A 23024-nucleotide genomic window follows, 5' to 3' on the forward strand; every position below is an offset into this window, starting at 1 on the left:
CTTGTTTTTAGATATTTTGCTCACTTGAAATGCCCCTTTCTTTGGTTATTGCGCTTCCCACGCTTCTTATTTTAACCAATAGATTCGGGGCATTTCTACCTCTTACTGTTTGTTTTTTGTTTTATCGCGCTTCTTTAAGGTCTAATAGCATCCACTAGAGAAAAAAGTGGCTAACCAAGGGTTACGAAAAATAACGGGGGTCAGCCCTTGAATCACGACAAAACAAACACAATATGCTAAGATAGCACCGTACACGACCACAGTGTCCCAATGGTTATCGGAGATTCATAATGGACTTTAAATTCATCATCGAAAAACTTATGACTGCTTTTAAGGAGCAGGATATTCAGTATGCCCTGATTGGCGGGTTGGGCCTTGGTTTATGGGGAGTTCCGAGAGCGACTGTGGATATCGATTTTAAGGAGAAAATATGGCAGTGATTAGCGAGAATTTAGAATTTAGGGGACGTTATTGACTACGTTGACTAACTATGCTATAGTAACATGGTTGGAGAGAAACCAATACAAAAACAGTACGGAGAAAGAAATGCCACGGCAGGCAAGGTTTGATGCCTCGGGAACACTGCACCATATAATAATCCGGGGAATAGAGAAGAGAAAAATAGTAGATGACAGGAAGGATAGAGAGAATTTTATAGAAAGAGTAGGCCGAGCTGCATCAGATAAATCAGAGAGAAACCGAGACTTGATGAATAAAGGATTAAAGGATTGTGAAACGTGACTGTAATGCGTGTCCGAAAAAGGAAAAGGCGGTTGCCAGAGTAATGAGTTGAGGGGGGGAACAGTAAGGATTGCATACTTTGGGGCTTTCTGCAGGGTGTGTTGTAATTTACTCGTTAAACGTATTAAATAAAGCTGATTTTGTTAGAATAGATAACATCCAGGTGCATGAGGTAAACTGATATAAGGAGGAAAGGTGGAATGAAAAAGGCAGTTATAGAAATTGACGATTCTCAATTACTAAATGCATTGGAACAGCTACCTCCCGATGATTTAAAGAAAATAATTGATGCCCTTTTTCTAAAGAAGCTATTTAAGAAACCTGAGTTTGAAGAGGTCTCTGCAAGAGTTAAACGAATTGTTAAAAAAGAAGGGCTTAAACCTGATGTTGTTGAGGAAGCGATAGATTGGGCAAGAAAACAAGGGTAGTTATTGACACGAATGTAATAGTATCAGCATTTGGTTGGCTTGGTAAACCTGAAGAGGTTCTCAGACTTGTCACAAAAGGAAAAATAGCGAGTTATATAAGCACTGAAATGCTTGCTGAACTCAGAAAAGTTGTAAGTTATCCTAAATTCAAATTCTCAGAAGCATTGCAGGCGCAAATTATTGAGACTGTATTTTTTGAGTCGTCTCTGGTTTTTGTGAATGAATCATTAAATGTTATTGCTGATGATCCAGAAGATAATAGGGTTCTTGAGTGTGCAATTTCTGCTGGCGCTGACTTTATTATTTCCGGAGACAAACATTTGCTTAATCTTAAAAACTTTAGAGAAATTGAGATATTAACCCCTGAGGATTTTTTAAGCAGAAGGCGTTTTTAGAAAGAGCGAAGGGATGGATGTTGTTGTGTAGTATGCAAAAGTATTGATAGGCAAGAAAATAAAGCAATGACCTTTTGGAATGGTTTTTGGCCGTGGGAAAGTAACAGAAGACGAAGAAGCCTATATTTTATAAGGTGTTAACGGAGCTTTTATAAAGTGGTAAAATAGGGTTAGGTTACAGGACGCAAGATAACCTGTTGAAATTGTTAGATAACCTGCTCATTGACAACGAGAAAAACAGACGTGAAGGAGGCATCAGAATTGTTAGTAACTCGAGGTTACAGAAAAGCAGGTAGTAACCACTTGATTTTATTGGTGAAAAAGGGGATGCAGAGAGAAACCGAGACTTGATGAATAAAGGATTGCGACTAATCCCGACAAGCACGTTCGCCCAAGTAGCTCCTAAATGAGAGAAACCGAGACTTGATGAATAAAGGATTGCGACTTACTGTTCTGTGTCTCTGATCCTGCCCCATTGTTGCGAGAGAAACCAAGACTTGATAAATAAAGGATTGCGACAGTGCGTATGCCCTGAATCTCCGAGGATGATTATTTCTGTGAGAGAAACCGAGACTTGATGAATAAAGGATTGCGACGGGAAAGCACCGTTGTTTGTGAACGGTTGATCAATGCCTTGCCGGTTTGTCCTGAAAAAGTATTAAAGCAGAAGGATTATTAAAGTAACCCCCTCAGTCCCCCTTAACCTAAGGGGGAAGTTTTAATGCCTGTCAGCCTTTCCTTAATTTAAATAGGAAGTTTTAAACTCCCCTCTTAGTTTAAGAGGGGTTGGGGGAGTTAGCAGTTTAGGGGGAGTTATCCGGTAAATGCCTATGGATATAAATGTTCTATATCGTTACATATGACATAACCCCTTCGGTGGGGCAGTTTTAATTTAACCGCTTCCGCACACAGGAAGACAGACTTTGGGGACATCCTACTATGCAAAACTATTGACTGACAAGAAAATAAAGCGGATAAGATTGCAGGATTGTAGCGTGCTGCTACAGCCAAGAGTAAATATACAAGGAGCCCCGCACACGGCCAATTGCACGAAGGGAAGAAACTTGATAATGTATAAGTTTTGCATAGTGTGCAACACGTTCCCAACTAAAAAAAAGGAACACACCCCTTAATCCCCTCTTGATAGAGGGGGAAATTTTGATATATACGGTCTTGCAGGCAGGAGTGATGGAGTGGTTCCTTTTTACAGATGCAGACAGCTTTGATCAATCAAGAATGAATATTAAAGAGGGTATCCTGTGCAGTAGGAGTATCTGAAGTGAGGAGAATCTGAAGGAATTCTCTGGGATAAATTCCTTGACGGCGGGCAGTGAGAACAAGGCCGGGCAGGATACTGTGAGTTCGCAGACAGCGGCTGGCCGTGTATTGAAGATAATCTTTCTAAAACAACTATAGCTTTGAGAAATTGTAGAGTGTACCATGCGTTTATGTTAAAATTGAAAAGGAGGTGCTACAATGCTACAGTTAAAAGTGCCCATATCTGCTGAGGAAATCATAGAAGCGGTCAAAAAGATGAAAAAAGCCGACAGAGAAGCTTTTATAGAGGATCTGCTTGCAATCACTTCACCTGAATATCTGCAGAGCGTTAAGGAAGCGAGGGCGGAATATAAAGCGGGCAAGAGAAAAACACACAAAGAAATTTTTGATTAATGAATTACAGGCTTGTTTATACACGCAGGGCAGAAAAGGACATAAAAAAGCTTGATCCTACAGTTAAGACATCCATTGGAAACTCCCTTCAGAAACTGCAAGATGATCCTGTCCAATACTCTGAACAACTAACTGATCCGAAAATCGGAACATATCGATTCAGGATAGGTGATTACAGAGTGATATTTGATATAGAAGGCAAGGATATTGTTGTTCTCAGAGTGGGTCACAGGAAAGACATTTATAGAAGGCTTTAATTTCTTTACTTCGCTTTTGTTTGGGGTCATTAAAGACGGTAAGGTAGACGTGGATGCGTATATTGAGTTTCTTGCTCAATACAACGAATTCATCAATCACGAGCCGAAACCGTTTAAACCTATGATTGATAAGGTGATGAAGTTGTGAGAGTCTCTTAATATAAATTGGGGTCTGCCCTTGAAACGGGATAGAACAAATAAGATATGCTAAAATACCACCATGGCGAGACCGCTGAGAATAGAATACAAGGGAGCTGTGTATCATATCCTGTCAAGGGGAAATCAGGGTGAAGAGATATTTTCTGATGACAGTGACAGGGAATATTTTGTAGAAATACTTCAGCGTGCAAAGGAGAAGTATGGGGTAGAAGTCTATGCATACTGCATAATGGGGAACCACTATCATTTACTCATATCAACTCCGGAGGGAAAACTTACGAGGGCGATGCACTTTATCGGGTCGAGTTACGGGAGTTATCTGCGGAGATACCGTGGAATGACAGGCCATGTATTTGCCGGAAGATACAAGTCGTTGTGTGTGGAGAAGGAGAGCTATCTCCTGGAATTAAGCAGATACATTCACCTGAATCCAGTGCGGGCAGGTATAGTGAAATCTCCTGAAAAATATCCGTGGAGCAGCTACAGATACTATATCGGAAAGAAGACGGGGCCTGATTGGCTGAATACTGAGTGGCTGATAGGTGTATGCGGGAAAAGACCGAAGACAAGGCAGAGGAAATATAGAGAATATGTAGAGGCAGGGATAGAGAGTAAAGCGGAATATCCGGTAGAGAAGATAGTGGGACAGGCAATCCTTGGGAGCAGGGAGTTTGTTAAAAAGGTGCTGAAGGGATTGAAGAAAAGCCGGGGTTTGAAGGATGTGACTGCAAGGAAGAAGCTTGAGGGAAAGATAGAGTTAGATGAACTGTATCAGGAAGTATGTGAGTATTATGGAGCAGCAGACTTGAAAAATACGGCAGGAGTGAAGGATTCGGATGAGAAAAGGGCCCGGGAAATGTTTGTATTCCTGGCAAAGGAGCATACGTCGGCATTAAACAGGGAGATAGCAGCGCTGGTGGGGGATGTCAGTGCATCAGCAGTGAGCCATCAATATAAAAGGACAGGCAGGAAGATGCAGGGGAATAAGAAGCCGGCAAGGCAATGGAGGAAAGAGGTCAGGGAGCTTGTTTCACGATTCAAGGGCTGACCCCCAAATTTTCTAAGGGGTCCTTTACATCGCCCAAAGCTGTATTATTGCTGGATCCGGGCAAGCTGGAATGACACAAGGACAATAACTGTCCGACTTTATCACAGCCTCTAATTGTATATTGTTACAATGGTTTTGTACTTCAACATGCCTGGTGTGGATGTTTTGAATATCCTGTAAACCCGCTTGCCTTTTGTCCGCTGCCTTACATACTCCGGGAGTTGTGGGGCCGGGCTGTCCGAGATGACTACTACGGCGGTCTCTTCCGGCAGGTTCCTGCCTTTGGGTGCGTAAAATGCGGGGTTTCTGTATTCCCATGTAAACCTGGTGGGTGAGTTCAAAATCTCCTCTTCAGGAGGACGTTTTATGAGCGCTGAGTTGAGCCTGTAGTCGTAAAAAATCTCCTTGTCTGTATAGAGGTCGAGGATTGGCACCGAGATTGCCGGGTTTACGTCAGAGCCCTTTTGCGGCAGGGTGAAGACCTCGATGGCCTTGATGTCAAGGGTGTTCAGGGCCTGTCCGGCATTTTTCAGGTTCATTGAGGTGTGCCTCTGCAGGAAGGGGAGGTAGAGGCTGTATGCGAGAAGGAGTGAGGTCAGGACAGTGCAGAGGACTATAAACCTTCTGAGGCGGATATCCCTGATCTCTTTGAGTCCGTATGATGCCGTCAGTGTGAGCATTGGAAACAGCGGTATGATGTAGCGGAGCAGTTTTATCTGGAATATGATGAGTATGATGGGCAGGTAACATATGATTGCGTATCTGCTGTCCCTCTTCCTGATGGCAATCCAGACTGAGCATATGGCTGAAAGGGTGATAAAGGGATGGGTCTGGAAGAGGAAGGCGGATGTAAAAGACTCGGTCCATTCGCCCAGGACCGTTACCTGATAACCCGTAAGGATTCCGAACTGCTCTGAAATGACATTGTATTTCAGCGCCACTGCCAATGCAGTAAGCATTGTTGTTATCAGGACCACGGCAGCCCCCCTCAAGACCATCTTTTTCGGGTCCCTTCTCACGTAGACCGCAAGTATGACTGCCAGGACAGAGAGCATCGGCCAGGTCGAATACTTTGAGAACATGGCAAGAAAGACCGCAATGGATGAGAAGATGATTCTCCGCGTGCCTCCCTGCTCCATGACATTAATGAAGCTGAATATGGAGAGGGTAAGAAAAAACATGGTCGGGACATCTACCATCATGAGCGGCACCTGCGTGAAGAGATAAGGGATGCCGAGAAGGAATAATCCGCCGTAAAAACCTGTTTTTTCATCCCACAGGGTCTTTCCGGTTAAATAGGTGAGCACCACTGTAAGGGAAAACAGAAGGGTTGTGAATATCTCGATATAAATAATCTTTTCGCCTGCAAATCTGAAGATCAGGCCGTAGATGAAGGGGAGTACAGGCGAGTCCGTCCACGCCGTGATATCCCGGCCCCATTCACTGAAAAAATACCTGATGCCGTACAGCTCCAGGTGCTTGGCCTGAATGAAATATCTTGAGGTATCAATGTTAAACTGGGGTTCAATCCAGAAGACCGCTGCAGAGATAAATGAGAGTGTGAAGAGGAATGTGACGGGGTATTGTTCAAAATACCGGTTTTTGGAGAGTGCCCGGGCAAGTATTGTTATCAGGATAATGCCGGGGACGAGGAGGAGCAGTATCACGGCACTGCCGGGCCCCTCAAACAGCCACGGCCACCGGAGGGTGAAGTTGGTGTCTGCAGAGCGGAGCAGATAGAGTGCAAGTGGTGCAAGGATGGTGAAGAGAGAGACTGTTATGGACTCTTTTTTGCTCATATCCGGGTAGTGTTCGTGCACAGCAATAATACCTTGAAAAACAAGGAATAATCAATCTTCCCATGGTTTTTCTGTCTCTATTCCGGGAAACCTCTCAGTAGCAGGCAAAAAGGCCTGCAAATAGTTTATACTATACAGTGGAAATTTGAATCTCCGCAGCAGTTTGCATCCTCTGAGTTTGCACTGCATAAGTCGAGTAGTGGATGCTCTTGATCAATCTTTTTCAGGAGGGGTTTTATGTCTCGTGTACCTGTAAGTATAGAAGAGGAGATGAAGGTAAGCTATCTTGATTACGCCATGAGCGTAATCATAGGCAGGGCCTTGCCTGATGTGCGCGACGGGCTCAAGCCTGTGCAGCGCAGGATACTCTATGCAATGTTCCGGGAAGGACTGCTTCCGGCAAAGAGATATTCGAAGTGCGCCGGTGTGGTCGGAGAGGTGCTGAAGAAGTATCATCCGCACGGAGACAGCGCTGTCTACGATGCACTTGTGAGGCTTGCCCAGGATTTCAACATGCGTAATCCCCTTATAGACGGGCAGGGTAACTTTGGCTCAATTGACGGCGATCCCCCTGCTGCCTACCGTTACACTGAGGCAAGGCTTGCCAAGATTGCAGAGGAACTGCTGAGGGATATAGACAAGGAGACCGTTGATTTTACCCCGAATTTTGATGAAACAACCGTTGAGCCTGTAGTGCTTCCCACCAGGGTGCCGGGCCTGCTGATAAACGGCTCCTCAGGCATTGCCGTTGGCATGGCCACCAATGTGCCGCCCCACAACCTCAGAGAGATAATAGATGGTCTTGTGATGCTCCTTGACAAGCCGGAGGCCACGGTGCAGGACCTTATGACGCATATAAAGGGGCCTGACTTTCCAACAGGCGGAATGATTCACGGACTTGACGGAATCCTGTCTGCCTATACCCATGGCCGGGGCATTATCAGGGTGAGGGCCTGTGCAAGGATTGAGAGACCGCAGAAAGGGCCGGAGCAGATAATAGTGACGGAGATGCCATATCAGGTGAATAAGGCAAGGCTGATTGAGAAGATTGCCGAACTCGTCAGGCATAAGAAGATAGAGGGTATCTCGGAGTTGAGGGATGAGTCGGACAGGGACGGTATAAGGGTTGTAATCGAGCTGAAGAGGGGTGAGATGCCCCAGGTTGTACTGAATAACCTTTATAAACAGACCCAGATGCAGAACACCTTCGGCATAATCATGCTTGCCCTTGTCGGCGGACAGCCCCGGATAATGAGCCTCAAGAGGATCCTTACCTACTTTATCCAGCACCGCAGGGAGGTAATACTCCGCAGAACGCGCTTTGAACTGAGAAAGGCTGAGGAGAAGGCACATATCCTTGAGGGTCTGAAGATAGCCCTTGATTACCTGGATGAGATAATAAACCTGATAAGGGCCTCAAGGAATCCCCAGGAGGCCAAGACAGGGCTGATGACGAGGTATCCCCTCTCTGCCGTCCAGTCACAGGCCATCCTTGATATGAAACTCCAGAGACTGACCGGGCTGGAGAGGGACAAGATAATTAAGGATTATGAGGATACCATGAACGAGATAGAGAGGCTGAAGGGGATACTCGCAAGTGAAACCCTGGTTAATGACATAATAAGGAACGAGCTCCTTGAGATGAAGGAGAAATACGGTGACGACAGGCGGACCGAGATAATGGCCGCTACCAAAGAGATAACTATTGAAGACCTGATTACTGAAGAGGAGATGGTCATCACCATATCCCACAGGGGATATGTCAAGCGTAACCCCCTCAGTGAATACCGCAGCCAGAGAAGGGGCGGAAAAGGCCTCATCGGGATGGAGACGAGAGAGGAGGATTATGTTGAGCAGCTTTTTATAGGCTCAACACATGACTACATGCTCTTCTTTTCCAACCTCGGCAGGCTTTACTGGCTGAAGATTTACCAGATACCCGAGGCAGGCAGGGCCGCAAGGGGCAAGGCGATCGTAAACCTCCTGCAACTGCAGGAAGGCGAGAGGATCACGACGGCCATTCCCGTAAAAGATTTCAGGGAAGGCTATCTGGTGATGTTTACAAAGAAGGGTACAGTCAAGAAGACACCTCTTCATGACTTCAGCAATCCAAGGGGAAGGGGAATTATCGCAATAACCCTTGATAAGGGGGATGAGCTTATAGCCGTAAAAATGACCTCAGGCATCAATGACCTCCTTATAGGCACGAGAGACGGGCTTGCAGCAAGGTTCAAGGAGGAGGATGTAAGGCCCATGGGGAGGACTGCCAGGGGTGTCAGGGGCATAAGGCTTAGCCCTGATGATGAGGTGGTCTCTGCTGTGGTGGTGCAGGAGAGGACGGCGATACTTACAATTACAGAGCGGGGGTATGGTAAGAGAACAAAGGTTGAGGAATATCCTGCTCATAAACGCGGAGGAAGGGGTGTTATATCCATAAAGGTTACCGACAGGATAGGCCGGGCCGTGGGGCTTCTGCAGGTGAGGGATGATGACGAGATAGTCATGATAACCAATGCAGGGAAGCTGATAAGGACAAGGGCCGGAAATATATCTCTCCTTGGCAGGAATACCCAGGGTGTAAAACTGATGGATGTTGACCCTGATGACAGGATTGTGAGCCTTGGAAGAGTTGCAGAGAAGTGAGAATCTCTGTTCGGTTTGAAGGTAACTAATACTTTTGTTGTTGGAAGGTTTTTGTGATCTCGATCTTCTCTGCGGTAGATTGAAGTACTCCCATGGATTTAGTGAATGAGTTTGTTAAATGCCATAACAGGCCACGACAGGCCTAAAAATATACTCCTTGGCTCGATCGGGACGGCAAGGGTTGCAACTACCTATCTCTTTACCGGCGAGAGCGGTATTGGCAAGAGACTCGCTGCAATTGAATTTGCCGGGGCGATTAACTGTCTCAACCCCATAAAGGTAACCCGCAACCCGCAACCCGCAACTCGCAATCCGAAATCCGAAATCCGCGATCCGAAACCCGAATATCTGGATGCCTGTGACAGTTGCAGCTCCTGCAGGAAATTTTCCTCACTCCTCCATCCGGACCTTAAGGTCGTGGAGGCTGACGGGGGCCTTATAAAGATTGACATTATAAGGGAGGTACAGGAATTTTTGTCTTTTACCCCCTATGAGGGCAGGAAAAAAGTGGTTATAATAGATGGTGCGGAGTGCATGAACCCGTCGGCATCCAATGCATTTCTGAAGACCCTGGAGGAGCCTCCGCCCGACAGTGTGATAGTACTGATAACAATGGCCCCTGACAGGCTGCTGGATACCATCAGGTCAAGGTGTTTTGTGGTGAGGTTTTCGCCCCTGAGCATTGGTGCCTGCAGGGAGGTTATCGGCAGGAAAGTCAGTGGTCTTGATACAGAGACACTGGAGTCCCTGGCGGCGTTTTCAATGGGACGCCCGGGTGTGGCTATCCAGGGAGAGGGGGCTATGGCGAGGGATACGATCAGTAGTATGGTGCGCGGTATTGTAGGGGGGGGGTTGTCTTTTCAATGGAAGGACAGGAGTGATATGGACCAGTGGTTGAACCTCTTCCTGATGGTGCTGAGGGATATGATAGTGATGAAGATAAACCCTGATGACAGGGGATTGCTTATAAACAGATGGCTTGAAAGCGAGATATCCGCAATCAGCAGGAGTATGGAACTGGAAGAGATGCTGAGACTTTATTCCGAGGTTAGTCTCCTGATGGCTCACTTCAGGTTTAACCTGAATACGTCGATAGTGTCGAATTATATAAAGTCGATGTTTGTTAACCGCGTAACATAAATAATTCGCTGCATGGTACGCCGGGGGCGCCGGGGTTTTCTGTGCATTGCGGTAATTTAATTCTGATTTGAGGGAGAGTTATGAGTGTGTCAGTCAATGATAAAGACGAAAATGGAGTGAAGACCCGTCCCGCTGTGGGGGTCAGGTTTAAACCGTGCGGCAAGATATACAGTTTTGACCCCGGAGAGCTTGAGCTGAAGAAGGGCGACAAGGTGGTTGTGGAGTCCATGTTCGGGCTTACGATAGGGACGGTTGTGCAGGAGGTCTCTGAAAATGCACAGACTCAAAAGGGTGATTCCCGGGATGAGGCGAGTGAGAGGAAAGGTCCTGCGGCAAAGCCTCCCAAGGAGCTCAAGCCGGTAGTCAGAAAGGCCACTGAAGAGGACCTCAGTGCCGCGGAGTGCAACAGCGAACTTGAGGCTGAGGCAAGGCGTCACTGCCTTGAGAGGATAGCTGCAAGGGGGCTCCCGATGAAGCTTGTGAGTACAGAGGCTACCCTTGACAGGAAGAGGGTGATCTTTTACTTTACCGCTGACGGCAGGATTGATTTCAGGGAGCTTGTCAAGGACCTTGCGTCCAGGTTCAGAACGCGGATAGAGATGCGGCAGATTGGTGTGAGGGACGAGTCAAAGTTGATCGGCGGCATTGGTGTGTGCGGCAGGGAGTTTTGCTGCCGGTCGTTCCTTACAAGTTTTGCCCCTATCTCGATCCGCATGGCAAAGGAGCAGGAGCTGGTATTGAATGCCGCCAAGCTTTCCGGTGTATGCGGCAGGCTGATGTGCTGCCTTAGCTATGAGTATGATGAGTGGCAGGCAGAGGGGCTTGATGAGGTTGTTCCCGAGGACCCGATGAATGGGTGTCTTTGCGGAGATTGCAACTCAGAGAGTTCGGAGAGTCTTGTGTCATCACTGACGCAGGGGGACAATGCCCCTGCTCCAGAGAAAAAGAGGGAAGAATCCAGGTCTGCAAGGGATAAATCATCCGCCAGTGGCGGGTTTAAGGAGAGAAAAAGGCCTGCCAGGCAAAGAAGGCCGGCATCCAGTGAGAGTGAGCGCGAGGGTGCGGGTAGTGACGGGTCCTCCGGTGCTGATGCAGGTCGTCCCGAGACAGTGGCAGGGGATAAGATATCCGCTGATACCTCCGGGTCTGCAGAAAAGGGTGATATTGAGACGAAGCAGCCTGATGCCTCCCAGGAAGACAAGACCGGGACAGGCAAGAAGAAGAGGCCTTACTTCAGGCACAAGAATAAAAAGAGGAGGAAACACAGGTAGAGATGGATAAGAAATTTTACGTCACCACTCCCATATATTACGTTAACGATATCCCCCATATCGGGCATGCCTATACAACGGTTGCTGCTGATATCCTTGCAAGGTTTAATCGTCTCAGGGGAAAGAGGGTCTTTTTCCTTACAGGTACGGATGAGCATGGACAGAAGGTCCAGAAGGCGGCAGAGGAGAAGGGGCTTACACCGGGCGAACATGCCGATATCATGGTGGAAAATTTTAAAAACCTCTGGGGTAGGCTTGATATATCAAATGACGCATTCATAAGGACAACGGATGAAAGACACAGGGGTGTTGTCCGTGAGATGCTTGAAAAACTCAAGGAAAGAGGCAGGATCGTAAAGAGGGTTTATAAGGGATGGTACTGTACACCGGATGAGAGGTTCTGGACAGAGAAGGAACTTCTTGACGGTAACTGCCCCGAGTGCGGAAGGCCGGTGGAGGAGATAGAGGAGGATAACTATTTTTTTCTCATGTCTGAATACGGGGAAAGGCTTATCAGGCATATAGAGGACAATCCCGGATACATCCTGCCTGAGACGAGGAGAAATGAGGTTATGGGGTTTTTACGCTCCAGGAACCTCGGAGACCTCTGTATATCGCGGCCCAAAAAGAGGCTTCCGTGGGGAATACCCCTTCCCTTTGATGAGGATTACGTGACCTATGTCTGGTTTGATGCCCTTGTTAATTATTATTCTGCAACCCGTTATCTTGCCCCGCCCCTGGAGGCCGAATCCTGGTGGCCTGCTGATCATCACATTGTCGGCAAGGATATACTGACAACCCATGCAGTCTACTGGTCAACCATGCTGATGGCTCTTGATATGCCTTTGCCCGGAAATATATTTGCACACGGCTGGTGGACTGTAAAGGGAAGGAAGATGTCCAAATCCGTCGGAAATGTGGTTGACCCAAACGAAATGATCGAAAAATACGGCCCGGATGCCTTCAGATACTTCCTCTTCAGGGAGGTTCCGTTCGGCCTTGACGGTGATTTTTCCGAGGATGCACTTACTGGCCGCATTAACAGTGACCTTGCAAATGATTTGGGCAATATTTTGAGCCGTACCCTGACCATGATAGAAAAATACAGGGACGGTACAATTCCGGAGGCAATTGACAGCAAGGACAGGGAAGACCTGGAGAAAAGGATCAAGGCGTGGTTTAGCGCAGAATCAACAACCAGTATTTCAAATAGCTTTAGTGATTTTCTGAAAAACCTCCAGTTCCACCATGCACTTGCCCTGTTGTGGAAGGTCCTGAGTGACGTAAACGAATATATACAGCGTGCGGCTCCCTGGAAAGAAAAGGATGAGGGAACCCTGTCCAACACGCTCCATACCATTGCCGAGGCCCTCGGTATGCTCGCCGTCTATCTCTTTCCGTTTATGCCTGCCACGGCTGAGAAGATGTGGGTCCAGCTCGGTATTGACGGCAGGATAGGAGAAAGAAAAGAATTGCCGAAATGGGGAGACCTGCAGGTCAGCGGCAAGAGGGTGAGAAAGGGAGATCATCTGTTTCCAAGGATTGAAAAGCGTAAGGAAGAAAAGAAAGAGGCTGTTCCTGACAAAAAAGCAAAAGAGGAAAAAAGAGAAGACTCAGGTCTTATCTCCATAAACGATTTTGCCAGAGTTGAGCTGAAGGTTGGAAAGATACTCGAGGCCGAGCGTGTCAAGGGCTCAAACAAACTCATAAAACTGCAGGTGGATACCGGAGAGCAGCGGCAGATTGTTGCGGGAATCGGCAAGGTATACAGCCCGGAGCAGCTTGTGGGCAAGAAGATTATCGTGGTTGCAAACCTGAAACCCGCAAAACTCATGGGAATTGAATCGCGGGGTATGCTCCTGGCTGCCAATGACGGGGAGAAGCTTGTCCTTGTAACTCCTGAGGGAGATGTGAGGGTGGGGGCAAGTGTCAAGTAGGGTTTTTAAGGTAATGAATGGCGGAGGGGGTGAGATTCGAACTCACGGAGGCCGTTCAGACCTCAACGGTTTTCAAGACCGTCGCCTTAAACCACTCGGCCACCCCTCCTTGTTAGTCGGATAACCAGATAACAATAAATGAAATTATAACAAAATTGCCAGCTTTTAGTCCTCTTTTCGCTTGCCTTGACAGTGATAAACTTTTGCTGGTATAGTATTTTTATTTTTTTAAAATATATAAATGAGAGGAGTGTGGTCAGTGGATGCCCTCTGTGAGCGTCAGGAAGAACGAGTCCTTCGAACTTGCACTGAAGAGGTTTAAGAAACAGTGCGAGAAAGACGGAATACTCTCGGAGATCAGGAAGCGGGAGCATTATGAAAAGCCGAGCGTCAAGAGGAAGAAAAAGATCCTTGCAGCGCGGAAAAAAGCTCTCAAGAAAATGAGACTGTATCAGGGAAGGTAAATGTCCATACTTGAAAGGATTGACAGCGACCTGAAGGTTGCGATGAAGTCTTCTGAAAAGATCAGGGTTTCAACGCTCAGAATGGTGAAGGCAGCTCTGAAGAATCTCGAAATAGAAAAAGGAGAGCTTTCAGATGACGATGTAATCGGGGTTCTGAGTACCCAGGCAAAACAGAGAAGGGAGTCTATCTCCGAGTTTGAGAAGGGCGGAAGGCAGGACCTTGCAGATCAGGAGAGCGAGGAACTTGCCGTCATCCTGGGTTATCTGCCTGAACAGTTATCGGAGGAGGAACTTACCGGTATAATTCAGGAAACTATAAGGGAGACTGGTGCGTCTTCCCTGAAAGATATGGGCCGGCTCATGAAAAGCCTTATGCCACGGGTAAAAGGCAGGGCTGCCGGCAAGTTGGTAAGTCGGAAGGTGAAGGAATTATTGGGGAATCAATAGTACTATAAGACTTAAAGAATTTGCCTGGACAGGATTAAGTAGCAGGATTAACAGGATGGACATGATAAAACAAAACAGAATTATTTTCGTTGGTTTCATTAAAAAGAAGAAATCCTGTAAATCCCGTTAATCCTGTCTAAAAAACAGTATTTAGTCTTTATTGTTTCCCATCATACAACATAAAAAGGAGAACAGGATGACACTTGGTGAACTATACGAAAAGGCGGTCTCTACCGGTATCGGCAATGACCCCAGGGGCTTGGATATTGTTAATAATGAACTGTCATCTGTCAGTAAAAACTTTGACGAACTCAAAGACAGGGATAAAGAATTTTTTGACAAGGAGACCCTTAAAAACCCTTATGCCGATTCCAGAATACTCTATGGCAATGGTGACGAGGAGATAAAGACAATCCTTGCGGGGATTGATATAGAGGTAGGTGAGGTAGTGCTTGCCGACCAGATGAGGTCAAAGGGAAGGACAATAAGCATGCTGCTCTCTCATCACCCTGAAGGCCGGGCCTATGCCCATCTTTACGATGTCATGAGAATGCAGTCGGATGTGCTCCACAGGTTTGGTGTGCCCATTAATATTGCAGAGGACCTGATGGAGGGGAGGATAAAGGAGGTTGAGAGGAGGCTCATGCCGATCAATCATGCCCGTGCCGTAGATGCCGCGAGACTCCTCGATATACCTTTTATGTGCCTTCATACCCCGGCTGACAATATGGTTGCTTCCTATCTGCAGGGAGTCTTTGACGAGAGAAAGCCTTACAGGATAGAGGATGTAGTTGACCTCCTGCTGGAGGTGCCTGAATACAGGCAGGCCAAAAAGATTGGTGCCGGACCAAAGATACTCATTGGTTCGGAAAAGAGAAAGGCCGGGAAAATATTTGTTGATATGACGGGTGGCACTGAGGGGGCCAAGAAGATATTCAGCAGTTTGACCGCAGGTGGCGTCAGTACGATAGTGGCCATGCATCTGAGTGAGGATCACCGGAAAGAGGCCGAGAAAAACCACCTAAACGTTGTTATTGCCGGACACATTGCAAGTGACAATGTTGGTGTTAACCTCCTCCTTGACAAGATTCTTGACGATACGATCGAGGTGATCGAATGTTCCGGCTTCAGCCGTGTCAGAAGATGATGCCGGATGGGTTTGTTCTTAATTGAAAAATAAAGTTTAGTCTTGTTCACTTACCGTCTTTTGCATTTTGAAAAAAACCTTCTATGGATCTAAGCAATGTTGTTGATGAGATCAAGACTCGCCTTGATATCGTAGACCTGCTTTCCGGGTATATTGATCTGAAGAGGGCAGGGCAGAATTTTAAGGCCCTCTGTCCGTTTCATACTGAAAAGACGCCCTCTTTTGTTGTAAGTCCTGATAAACAGATATTTCATTGTTTTGGCTGTAATGCCGGTGGAGATGTTGTTACATTTATCATGAAGTATGAAAACCTCTCTTTTCCCGAGGCGGTCAGAGCACTTGCCGAGAGGGCCGGAATCACGATTGAGCAGGAATCCGTCAGGTCATCTGCAACCACGACACTGAGGAAGAGGCTTATAGAGATGCACAAGGAGGCCTGTGCCTTTTATGAGAGTGAGCTGGGCAGGAACGCACAGGCAAGGGATTATCTCAAAAAGAGGGGGCTTTCGGATGAGACGATCGGGGTGTTTGCAATAGGGTTTGCCCCCGGCGGAAACCAGCTCCTGAAATTCCTGAAGACAAAGGGATATGCGGAGAGCGATATACTTGCCTCAGGGCTGTGTAAGGAGACGGAGCGGGGGAAGATGGATACCTTCAGAAACAGGGTTGTCTTTCCGATATCCAATGTCCGGGGAGAGGTGATCGCGTTCGGTGGGCGAATACTTATTGACAATACCCGCGCCCCCAAGTATCTGAACTCACCTGAGACCATCCTTTTTAAGAAATCTTCCGAGCTCTTTGGTCTTAACCTTGCAAAGACGGATATAAGAAAGCGGGGGTATGTAATCATGATGGAGGGGTATCTGGATGTTATCACCGCCCATCAGCACGGAATAAGGAATTGCGTGGCCCCCCTTGGAACTGCACTCACAGAGGCCCAGGCAAAAAAACTGAAGGCACTGACAAAGAAAATACTGCTTGTTTTTGACTCGGATGATGCAGGAGTTAAGGCCTCGGTGAGGGCCCTTTCCCTGCTGTATGAGGATGGTTTTGTTGCAAAGGTATTATTGCTGCCGCCGGGAGACGATCCTGACACGTTTTTGAGGAAGAAGGGACGGGATGCCTTTCAGCGGAAATTCAGGGATGTTATGGGTCTTGTTGACTTCTACCTCTCTCTTTCCGGGGAAAGGGTTGACATTGTGAGGGATTTAATACTTATAATTTCCAGGGTGACGGACGGTATAATAAGGAGCGATTTAATCAGGGAGGTATCGGAAAAAACAGGGCTTTCAGAGCAGTTTTTGAGGGAGGAACTGAATCTCCTGAGGAAGAAACCCGGGCTGTCCCGTAATGATAAAAAAAGCGCCGAGCCAATGTCTGCTGAAAAATTCCTCCTGGGTGTATACCTTTCTTATCCGGAGCATGTCCATCTGATAAGAGAGAGTATCACACCGGCTGAGATTGAAGACAAGAGTGTTAGGGCTATATTTGAGAAACTTTATTTTTCGTCAGTCTCAAAGCTTGAGGAAGTTACGGCAAAACTGAGCGAGCAAGAGTTGGCCATCGTTACAGGGGCAACCATGGGACTCAATATTGATGGAGAGGAGGTTGAAAAAAACATAAGGGATTGCATAAGAACCATCAGGAATAAAAAACTTAAGAGAAGACTCAGGGATCTGGAGATGGAGATCAGGATTGCTGAAAACAGGGGTGAGGGACACCTCATTAATAACCTGCAGGATCAGATGAATCTCCTGATCAAGGAGGGGGGGGCGGATGAAGGAGTATTTTGATTTTTACGAAGATTCCATATATGATTCAAATGGTTCGGGTCTGAGACCTGAAGAGAAGGAGCTGTATGAAGAGGAGGAGACAGAGCAGGGGGTAAAAGAGGAGCATGACCCGTTAAGGTCCTATATGAAAGAGATGGGGGCTGTCCCTCTTCTGACAAGGGAGGGGGAAGTGGAGATTGCAAGAGAGGTGGAGAGGCGTAAGCAACAGCTGACCATGGCTACATTTTCCGTTCCTCTGATTCTGAAGAAATTGATAATCCTTGGTGAATTGATAGAAGGTGGAGAAGCGCCCCTGGGGGAGATAGTCCAGACAGAAGGTGATGAGAGTGAAGAGGACCTGCTGGTCAGGAAGAGGGGGTTTTTTAAACATACCGAGAAGGTAAGGGAACTTTTCAACAAAAGGATGCAGCTCCTTGGAGAACTGAGCAGGGAGGGCAGGAGGGAAAAGGTTATCCGTGAGTTGAAGAACAACAGGAAAGACGTTTATGCGGAGATCAAGAACCTGAATCTGAAGGATTGTACTGTTAATGCCTTTGCAGATGAATTGAGGAGATTAAGTGACCTGCTGACCCAGAATCACAGGGAACTCATGCTGATAAAGAGGAGACTCAGGAAGAGGAATATCGGGATTCCGCCGGAAGAGGATATTTATAAATATCCTGAAAAGGTGCAGGGTATATTGAGAGAGTATTTACTGAAGCAGGAGGAGATTGCCGCGATGGAGAAAGAGGTCGGCATGGAAAGTCCGCAACTCAGACACGTGCTCAGGGCAATCCAGAAGGCTGACAAGACCATACACGAGGTCAAATCGAGGCTTGTTGAGGCCAACCTCAGGCTCGTCATAAGCATTGCAAAGAGATATATCGGCAAGGGGCTTAGTTTCTCGGACCTCATTCAGGAGGGCAACATAGGATTGATGAGGGCCGTGGACAAGTTTGAATACAGGCGGGGGTATAAGTTCAGTACTTACGCCACATGGTGGATCAGACAGGCTATAACAAGGGCTATTGCCGATCAATCCCGTACAATAAGAATACCCGTGCACATGATAGAGACCATAAACAAGGTTACAAAGAGTTCGAGGGAACTCGTCCAGGAGTTTGGGAGAGAGCCTTCCGAGGAAGAAATTGCCCGGAAAATAGACATGCCGGAGGCGAGGGTAAAGGAGATACTCAAGATTGCCAAGGAACCGATATCCCTTGAATCCCCAGTTGGTGATGATGAGGACGGACAGCTCAGGGATTTTATTGAGGATACCCTGATGTCATCCCCCCTTGATGAAGCCATTCACGGGGACCTGAGAAGGAACATCGAGCGGGTGCTTATGAGCCTGAACCCGAAAGAGGCCGAGGTTATAAGGAAGCGATACGGCCTTGACGGTTCTAACTTTCCTCATACCCTTGAGCAGGTTGGCAAGTCCATGGAAGTAACCCGTGAGAGGGTGCGGCAGATAGAGGTTAAGGCTATAAGGAAATTGAAACACCCCTCAAGAAGCAGGTGGCTTAAGTCTTTTATAGAAAGAACTTGACCTTAGCGATAAAAGAACTCTATAATAAAGGCCGTCTTCAGGGCCCATAGCTCAGCTGGAAGAGCCACCGGCTCATAACCGGTTGGTCCCAGGTTCGAGTCCTGGTGGGCCCACCATTTTACTGATAAACATTGGAGAGATGGAGGACTGGTAACCTTGGAGAATCGTTGCTGCAGCCAGCCCGGTGCTCCATCTTTCCAAGATATTTATTGTGTTCAGAACAACACTTGATGGACTCTTAAAAAGTCCATGGATTGTCACCCTGAACTTGATTCAGGGTCTCATAATGACAGAATACAGTGTTTTTGATTTTTAGAATTCATCAAAATTAAAGAATGTCAGATTGGAGAGAATGAAAGAGGAACTCAAGCTTCTTGTTGCCCTTCAGGAGATAGATTCTGTAATCCTCCGGAAGAGACTTGAACTAAAAAAGGCACCCGAAGAGATCAAGCGTTACCAGGGACCTTTAAGCGAGTCTGAAAAGGCGTACAGGAGGGAGAAAGAAAAGTACGAGGTTGTTGAAAAGAAGAAAAAACAGAAAGAGCTTGAGGTCAGGGAGGTCGACGACAGGATTGAGAAGCTAAAATCGAGAATGTCGGATATAAAGACCAACAAGGAATACCAGGCCCGTCTGAAAGAGATCGAAGCCATTGAGAAGGAAAGGTCAAGGCTGGAAGACGAGATCCTCTATATGATGGAAGAGCTTGATGAGGTATCTGGGGGACTGAAAGAGGCGGAAAGGCGGATAGAGGATGAGAAGAAGCGGCTTCAGTCCCTGCAGAAAGAACTGGATGACAAAAGGGATTTGATCGAAAAGGAACTTGCAGAGCTGAAGGAGCAAAGAGAAGCGCTTGTCAGAAAGATTCCCGCAGGCCTTTATACCAGATACATGGATGTTTTTCAGAAATCAAGCGGCCTGTCCGTGGTTGAGGCAAAGGATGAGAGATGCCTCGGATGTTATATGAGTATCCCCCCCCAGATCTACGTTGAGATAAAGACGTCGGAAGAGCTTATGCAATGTCCTCAATGCGGCAGGTTCCTGTACCGTAAGGAGACAGCTGCCGGGGAAGCACAGGAGCAAGGCAAAGGCAGCAAGAATTCAGATTGAAGACAAAGAAACCAGTCAGGGAAGCCGTTATCTTTTCTGATGGGGCCTCAAGCGGCAATCCCGGTCCGGCAGGCATAGGGGTTGTTGTAATTATCGGCGATAAAAAGATTACCCTCTCGGAGCCGATAGGTAATGCCACAAACAATGTGGCAGAGTACAGGGCCCTGATCAGGGGGCTTGAGACAGCGCTTAAGCACAGGGCCGAAGCGGTGAAGATATGTCTTGATTCTGAACTGATTGTCAGACAGTTGACCGGCATCTACAGGGTGAAGAACGAAGGGCTTATCCCGTTATATAAAAAAGTGTGCGCCATCCTCGAAAAGTTTAAAGGTTATAATATAACTCACATTCCCCGTGCAGAAAACAGCGAAGCCGATTCCCTGGCAAAGAAGGCTTTTCAAAGAGTCAACCGTTAATTACAATAAATGCAGGGCAGGTGAGATGGTCGCTCCGTAGACGGGCGCAAGCCTGAGTCTACGGAGAGGAAAGTCCGGGCTCCGAAGGGCAAGGACAGTGGCTAAGCGCCACCGTCCCGTCGTTGGCCGGGGTTGCCGGTCTATGGCGGGACAGGGAAAGTGCCACAGAAAAGATACCGCCTGTGTGTAGGGGTCAGGTCTCAACATTCAACATAAGCAGCAAGCTTATGTTGAATGTTGAGACCTGACCCCTCAGACTGGTAAGGGTGAAAAGGCGGGGTAAGAGCCCACCGCTGCAGGGGTGACCTTGCAGGCATGGTAAACCCTGTCCGGAGCAAGGCCATGTAGGTTCCGCCTCGAGGGTGGCCCGCCCGATTGAGCGGAACGGGTAGGCTGCATGAGTCCGGGAGCAATCCCGGACCTCAGATGAATGACCATTACATACAGAACCCGGCTTATTGCCTGCCCTGCATTCATTATTTAAACTTTCAGGACCGCAGAACCACTTCTCCTGCCGGCAATCATTTTTAATCTTAATCAGCTATAATAAAAATTATGAAAACTCTGAAGGCAGCCATCCTTTTTTCTTTACTCTTCCTTTCATTGCCTCTGCTGTTGTTTTCTGCAGAAAACAGGGCTGGGCAGGTCATGGTCATAACCGTTCAGGGTGTCATAAACCCTGTCTCCTCTGAATATATAGAGAAGAGTATTGAAGAGGCGAATGAGCAGGGGATGGAGGCGCTTGTGATTGAACTGGATACGCCGGGAGGCCTCGACACCTCCATGAGGTCAATTATAAAGGTCATAAACGGCAGTGAGGTGCCTGTGGTGGTTTATGTGGCTCCATCAGGGGCGAGGGCTGCCTCGGCTGGTGTCTTTATTACGATGGCCGCACATATTGCGGCAATGGCCCCGGGTACCAATATAGGTGCTGCCCACCCTGTTGGAATCGGTGGCAAGATGGACAAGACCATGGTTGAGAAGGTAACAAATGACGCAGTGGCCTATATAAAATCCATTGCTGAAAGGCGCGGCAGGAATGTAAAATGGGCAGAGGATGCCGTAAGAAAGAGTGTCTCCGTCACTGCCCGCGAGGCACTGAAACTCGGTGTGATAGACCTTGTGAGCAAGGACCTTAAAAGTCTTCTTGACAGTATTGACGGTACGAAGGTGCAGACACCGGAAGGAGAGAAGGTGCTGCATACCAGGGGGGCTTCAGTTGTAAGGAAAGAGATGGGCCTGAGGCTGAAGATACTTGCTACAATAAGCAATCCCAATATTGCCTATATCCTGATGCTCCTCGGTTTCTATGGCCTCTTCTTTGAATTCACAAACCCGGGCTCGATATTTCCGGGTGTGGTTGGCGGAATATGCCTTATACTTGCCTTTTATGCATTTCAGACCTTGCCCGTCAATTATGCCGGGCTTCTTCTCATTATCCTCGCCGTAATTCTCTTTGTTCTGGAGGTAAAGATAACATCCGGTGGAATACTGACCATTGGTGGTATAATATCCATGTTTATAGGCTCTATAATGCTGTTTGAAAGTCCGGGGTCTTTAATTAAACTCTCCATATACCTTATTGTGCCGGCAGTCCTTATAACGGCCTTCTTTTTCTCTGTAACCGTTGGTCTTGCGGTAAAGGCCTGGAAGAGAAAGCCCGTAACAGGAGTTGAGGGTCTTATAGGGCTTGAGGGGGTTGCCCATACAGATATATTTGATGATGGTATGGCACTTGTTCACGGAGAATACTGGAGGGCATACAGTGATGAGCCGGTTAAAAAGGGAGAGAAGGTGATCGTTGAGTCTGTTTCGGGACTCAGAATAAAAGTCAGAAAGGAGGAGAGGAAATGATTTTCCCACCGCAGTTTTTAAGCTTTGTCTTTATTGTAGTAGTTGTTCTTTACTTCCTTGCAAGCTCTATCAAGATCCTCAAGGAGTATGAGAGGGGTGTGGTCTTCAGGCTTGGACGTATTATTCCGGTAAAAGGGCCGGGCCTTGTGATTATATGGCCGATAATCGATAAACTTGTCAGGGTCAGTCTCAGGACAATAACAATGGATGTGCCTTCGCAGGATGTTATAACAAGGGATAATGTTACGGTTAAAGTCAATGCTGTTGTATATTTCAGGGTGATGGACCCTATAAAGGCAGTGACTGCAATCGAGGACTACTATTTTGGTACGAGCCAGATGGCCCAGACAACACTCCGGAGCGTTCTCGGACAAAGTCAGCTTGATGAACTGCTCTCCAAGAGGGATGCCATCAATGCGGAACTGCAACGGATCATAGATTTTCAGACAGAACCGTGGGGTATAAAGGTAACGGCCGTTGAGGTGAAGAATGTTGACCTTCCTGTAGAGATGCAGAGGGCTATTGCAAAACAGGCAGAGGCTGAAAGGGAGCGCAGGGCAAAGGTAATCCATGCAGAAGGTGAATTCCAGGCTGCTCAGAAACTTGCAGATGCTGCAAAGATCATTGCAACCGAACCGGCCACACTGCAGTTGAGATTTCTCCAGACGCTGACGGAGATATCTTCTGAAAAGAATTCAACGATCATCTTCCCTGTTCCTATTGACCTGATAAAGCCTTTTCTTGAAAAGAGGAACTCCTAACAAGGGGTTAGGTGATG

Annotated in this window: 21 protein-coding genes, 2 tRNA genes, 1 other RNA gene and 1 CRISPR repeat array; of the genes, 22 read left to right on the forward strand and 2 right to left on the reverse strand. The window is 47.3% G+C overall.

Going from position 1 to position 23024, the window contains the following annotated elements; translation table 11 throughout:
* The first annotated feature begins 290 nt into the window (after nt 1–290).
* The 7 genes from VST71_02935 (at nt 291) to VST71_02965 (ending at nt 4699) form a co-directional block, all read left to right on the forward strand.
* Complete coding sequence (locus VST71_02935; GenBank protein MEC4684674.1) at nt 291–440, forward strand: hypothetical protein; 150 nt, start codon at nt 291–293, stop codon at nt 438–440.
* Between the two features lie 106 nt (nt 441–546).
* Nucleotides 547–741: a hypothetical protein gene (locus VST71_02940; protein ID MEC4684675.1), complete on the forward strand. Its 195-nt coding sequence runs from the start codon at nt 547–549 to the stop codon at nt 739–741.
* Nucleotides 742–941: 200 nt separating this feature from the next.
* A complete protein-coding gene (locus VST71_02945; GenBank protein ID MEC4684676.1) occupies nt 942–1169 on the forward strand; it encodes a hypothetical protein in 228 nt (75 codons plus the stop codon).
* Nucleotides 1148–1564, forward strand: a complete 417-nt coding sequence (locus VST71_02950) for a putative toxin-antitoxin system toxin component, PIN family (GenBank protein ID MEC4684677.1) — start codon at nt 1148–1150, stop codon at nt 1562–1564. Before VST71_02945 ends, VST71_02950 begins: the two co-directional genes overlap by 22 nt.
* Nucleotides 1565–1896: 332 nt before the next feature.
* A CRISPR array of direct repeats spans nt 1897–2160; the repeat unit is 37 nt; unit sequence GAGAGAAACCGAGACTTGATGAATAAAGGATTGCGAC.
* A gap of 880 nt (nt 2161–3040) precedes the next feature.
* Nucleotides 3041–3235 (forward strand): hypothetical protein, encoded by a 195-nt coding sequence (locus tag VST71_02955; protein MEC4684678.1) that lies wholly within the window; start codon nt 3041–3043, stop codon nt 3233–3235.
* Nucleotides 3235–3492, forward strand: a complete 258-nt coding sequence (locus VST71_02960) for a type II toxin-antitoxin system RelE/ParE family toxin (protein ID MEC4684679.1) — start codon at nt 3235–3237, stop codon at nt 3490–3492. Before VST71_02955 ends, VST71_02960 begins: the two co-directional genes overlap by 1 nt.
* 220 nt (nt 3493–3712) lie before the next feature.
* Nucleotides 3713–4699, forward strand: coding sequence for a transposase (locus tag VST71_02965; protein ID MEC4684680.1), 987 nt, complete (start codon nt 3713–3715; stop codon nt 4697–4699).
* A gap of 110 nt (nt 4700–4809) precedes the next feature.
* Here VST71_02965 and VST71_02970 read toward each other — a convergent pair whose 3' ends face one another.
* Nucleotides 4810–6498, reverse strand: coding sequence for a glycosyltransferase family 39 protein (locus tag VST71_02970; GenBank protein MEC4684681.1), 1689 nt, complete (start codon nt 6496–6498; stop codon nt 4810–4812).
* 237 nt (nt 6499–6735) lie between these two features.
* Between VST71_02970 and gyrA the strand changes: the two genes are divergently transcribed.
* From gyrA to metG, 4 genes are all read left to right on the forward strand, one after another.
* On the forward strand, nt 6736–9141 hold the full coding sequence (gyrA, locus tag VST71_02975; protein MEC4684682.1) for a DNA gyrase subunit A: 2406 nt from the start codon (nt 6736–6738) through the stop codon (nt 9139–9141).
* Between the two features lie 105 nt (nt 9142–9246).
* Nucleotides 9247–10281 carry a DNA polymerase III subunit gene (locus VST71_02980; GenBank protein ID MEC4684683.1) on the forward strand — a complete coding sequence of 345 codons (1035 nt, stop codon included), beginning with the start codon at nt 9247–9249 and terminating at the stop codon, nt 10279–10281.
* An 80-nt stretch (nt 10282–10361) separates the two neighbouring features.
* A complete protein-coding gene (locus VST71_02985; GenBank protein MEC4684684.1) occupies nt 10362–11552 on the forward strand; it encodes a stage 0 sporulation family protein in 1191 nt (396 codons plus the stop codon).
* Nucleotides 11553–11554: 2 nt separating this feature from the next.
* Complete coding sequence (metG, locus tag VST71_02990; GenBank protein ID MEC4684685.1) at nt 11555–13489, forward strand: methionine--tRNA ligase; 1935 nt, start codon at nt 11555–11557, stop codon at nt 13487–13489.
* 18 nt (nt 13490–13507) lie between these two features.
* Here the strand turns inward: metG and VST71_02995 are convergent.
* Nucleotides 13508–13598 (reverse strand) — tRNA-Ser (locus tag VST71_02995).
* A gap of 154 nt (nt 13599–13752) precedes the next feature.
* Here VST71_02995 and rpsU point away from each other — a divergent pair.
* The 11 genes from rpsU to VST71_03050 all read left to right on the forward strand — a co-directional run bounded on the left by rpsU (nt 13753) and on the right by VST71_03050 (nt 23007).
* The gene (rpsU, locus tag VST71_03000) at nt 13753–13953 is read left to right on the forward strand and encodes a 30S ribosomal protein S21 (GenBank protein ID MEC4684686.1); all 201 of its coding nucleotides are present in this window, start codon (nt 13753–13755) and stop codon (nt 13951–13953) included.
* Complete coding sequence (locus tag VST71_03005) at nt 13954–14400, forward strand: GatB/YqeY domain-containing protein (protein ID MEC4684687.1); 447 nt, start codon at nt 13954–13956, stop codon at nt 14398–14400.
* Nucleotides 14401–14596: 196 nt separating this feature from the next.
* On the forward strand, nt 14597–15547 hold the full coding sequence (locus VST71_03010) for an NGG1p interacting factor NIF3 (protein ID MEC4684688.1): 951 nt from the start codon (nt 14597–14599) through the stop codon (nt 15545–15547).
* Nucleotides 15548–15630: 83 nt separating this feature from the next.
* Nucleotides 15631–17340: a DNA primase gene (gene dnaG, locus VST71_03015; GenBank protein MEC4684689.1), complete on the forward strand. Its 1710-nt coding sequence runs from the start codon at nt 15631–15633 to the stop codon at nt 17338–17340.
* The gene (gene rpoD, locus VST71_03020) at nt 17324–18868 is read left to right on the forward strand and encodes an RNA polymerase sigma factor RpoD (protein ID MEC4684690.1); all 1545 of its coding nucleotides are present in this window, start codon (nt 17324–17326) and stop codon (nt 18866–18868) included. Before dnaG ends, rpoD begins: the two co-directional genes overlap by 17 nt.
* Before the next feature lie 40 nt (nt 18869–18908).
* Nucleotides 18909–18984 (forward strand) — tRNA-Ile (locus tag VST71_03025).
* Between the two features lie 236 nt (nt 18985–19220).
* On the forward strand, nt 19221–19976 hold the full coding sequence (locus VST71_03030; protein ID MEC4684691.1) for a C4-type zinc ribbon domain-containing protein: 756 nt from the start codon (nt 19221–19223) through the stop codon (nt 19974–19976).
* On the forward strand, nt 19973–20392 hold the full coding sequence (locus VST71_03035; protein MEC4684692.1) for a ribonuclease HI family protein: 420 nt from the start codon (nt 19973–19975) through the stop codon (nt 20390–20392). The genes VST71_03030 and VST71_03035 overlap by 4 nt, the downstream gene beginning before the upstream one ends.
* A gap of 12 nt (nt 20393–20404) precedes the next feature.
* An RNA gene (rnpB, locus tag VST71_03040) (RNase P RNA component class A) lies at nt 20405–20866 on the forward strand.
* A 174-nt stretch (nt 20867–21040) separates the two neighbouring features.
* Nucleotides 21041–22246: a nodulation protein NfeD gene (locus tag VST71_03045; protein MEC4684693.1), complete on the forward strand. Its 1206-nt coding sequence runs from the start codon at nt 21041–21043 to the stop codon at nt 22244–22246.
* Nucleotides 22243–23007, forward strand: a complete 765-nt coding sequence (locus tag VST71_03050) for a slipin family protein (GenBank protein ID MEC4684694.1) — start codon at nt 22243–22245, stop codon at nt 23005–23007. Before VST71_03045 ends, VST71_03050 begins: the two co-directional genes overlap by 4 nt.
* Nucleotides 23008–23024 lie beyond the last annotated feature (17 nt).

The organism is Nitrospirota bacterium (assembly GCA_035873375.1).
GTDB lineage: Bacteria > Nitrospirota > Thermodesulfovibrionia > Thermodesulfovibrionales > JdFR-85 > BMS3Bbin07.

Coding starts and splice junctions, on each gene's coding strand:
- VST71_02935 (MEC4684674.1), top strand. CDS start 291: ATGGACTTTAAATTCATCATCGAAAAACTTATGACTGCTTTTAAGGAG.
- VST71_02940 (MEC4684675.1), top strand. CDS start 547: ATGCCACGGCAGGCAAGGTTTGATGCCTCGGGAACACTGCACCATATA.
- VST71_02945 (MEC4684676.1), top strand. CDS start 942: ATGAAAAAGGCAGTTATAGAAATTGACGATTCTCAATTACTAAATGCA.
- VST71_02955 (MEC4684678.1), top strand. CDS start 3,041: ATGCTACAGTTAAAAGTGCCCATATCTGCTGAGGAAATCATAGAAGCG.
- VST71_02960 (MEC4684679.1), top strand. CDS start 3,235: ATGAATTACAGGCTTGTTTATACACGCAGGGCAGAAAAGGACATAAAA.
- VST71_02965 (MEC4684680.1), top strand. CDS start 3,713: ATGGCGAGACCGCTGAGAATAGAATACAAGGGAGCTGTGTATCATATC.
- VST71_02970 (MEC4684681.1), bottom strand. CDS start 6,498: ATGAGCAAAAAAGAGTCCATAACAGTCTCTCTCTTCACCATCCTTGCA.
- gyrA (MEC4684682.1), top strand. CDS start 6,736: ATGTCTCGTGTACCTGTAAGTATAGAAGAGGAGATGAAGGTAAGCTAT.
- VST71_02980 (MEC4684683.1), top strand. CDS start 9,247: ATGAGTTTGTTAAATGCCATAACAGGCCACGACAGGCCTAAAAATATA.
- VST71_02985 (MEC4684684.1), top strand. CDS start 10,362: ATGAGTGTGTCAGTCAATGATAAAGACGAAAATGGAGTGAAGACCCGT.
- metG (MEC4684685.1), top strand. CDS start 11,555: ATGGATAAGAAATTTTACGTCACCACTCCCATATATTACGTTAACGAT.
- rpsU (MEC4684686.1), top strand. CDS start 13,753: ATGCCCTCTGTGAGCGTCAGGAAGAACGAGTCCTTCGAACTTGCACTG.
- VST71_03005 (MEC4684687.1), top strand. CDS start 13,954: ATGTCCATACTTGAAAGGATTGACAGCGACCTGAAGGTTGCGATGAAG.
- VST71_03010 (MEC4684688.1), top strand. CDS start 14,597: ATGACACTTGGTGAACTATACGAAAAGGCGGTCTCTACCGGTATCGGC.
- dnaG (MEC4684689.1), top strand. CDS start 15,631: ATGGATCTAAGCAATGTTGTTGATGAGATCAAGACTCGCCTTGATATC.
- rpoD (MEC4684690.1), top strand. CDS start 17,324: ATGAAGGAGTATTTTGATTTTTACGAAGATTCCATATATGATTCAAAT.
- VST71_03030 (MEC4684691.1), top strand. CDS start 19,221: ATGAAAGAGGAACTCAAGCTTCTTGTTGCCCTTCAGGAGATAGATTCT.
- VST71_03045 (MEC4684693.1), top strand. CDS start 21,041: ATGGTCATAACCGTTCAGGGTGTCATAAACCCTGTCTCCTCTGAATAT.
- VST71_03050 (MEC4684694.1), top strand. CDS start 22,243: ATGATTTTCCCACCGCAGTTTTTAAGCTTTGTCTTTATTGTAGTAGTT.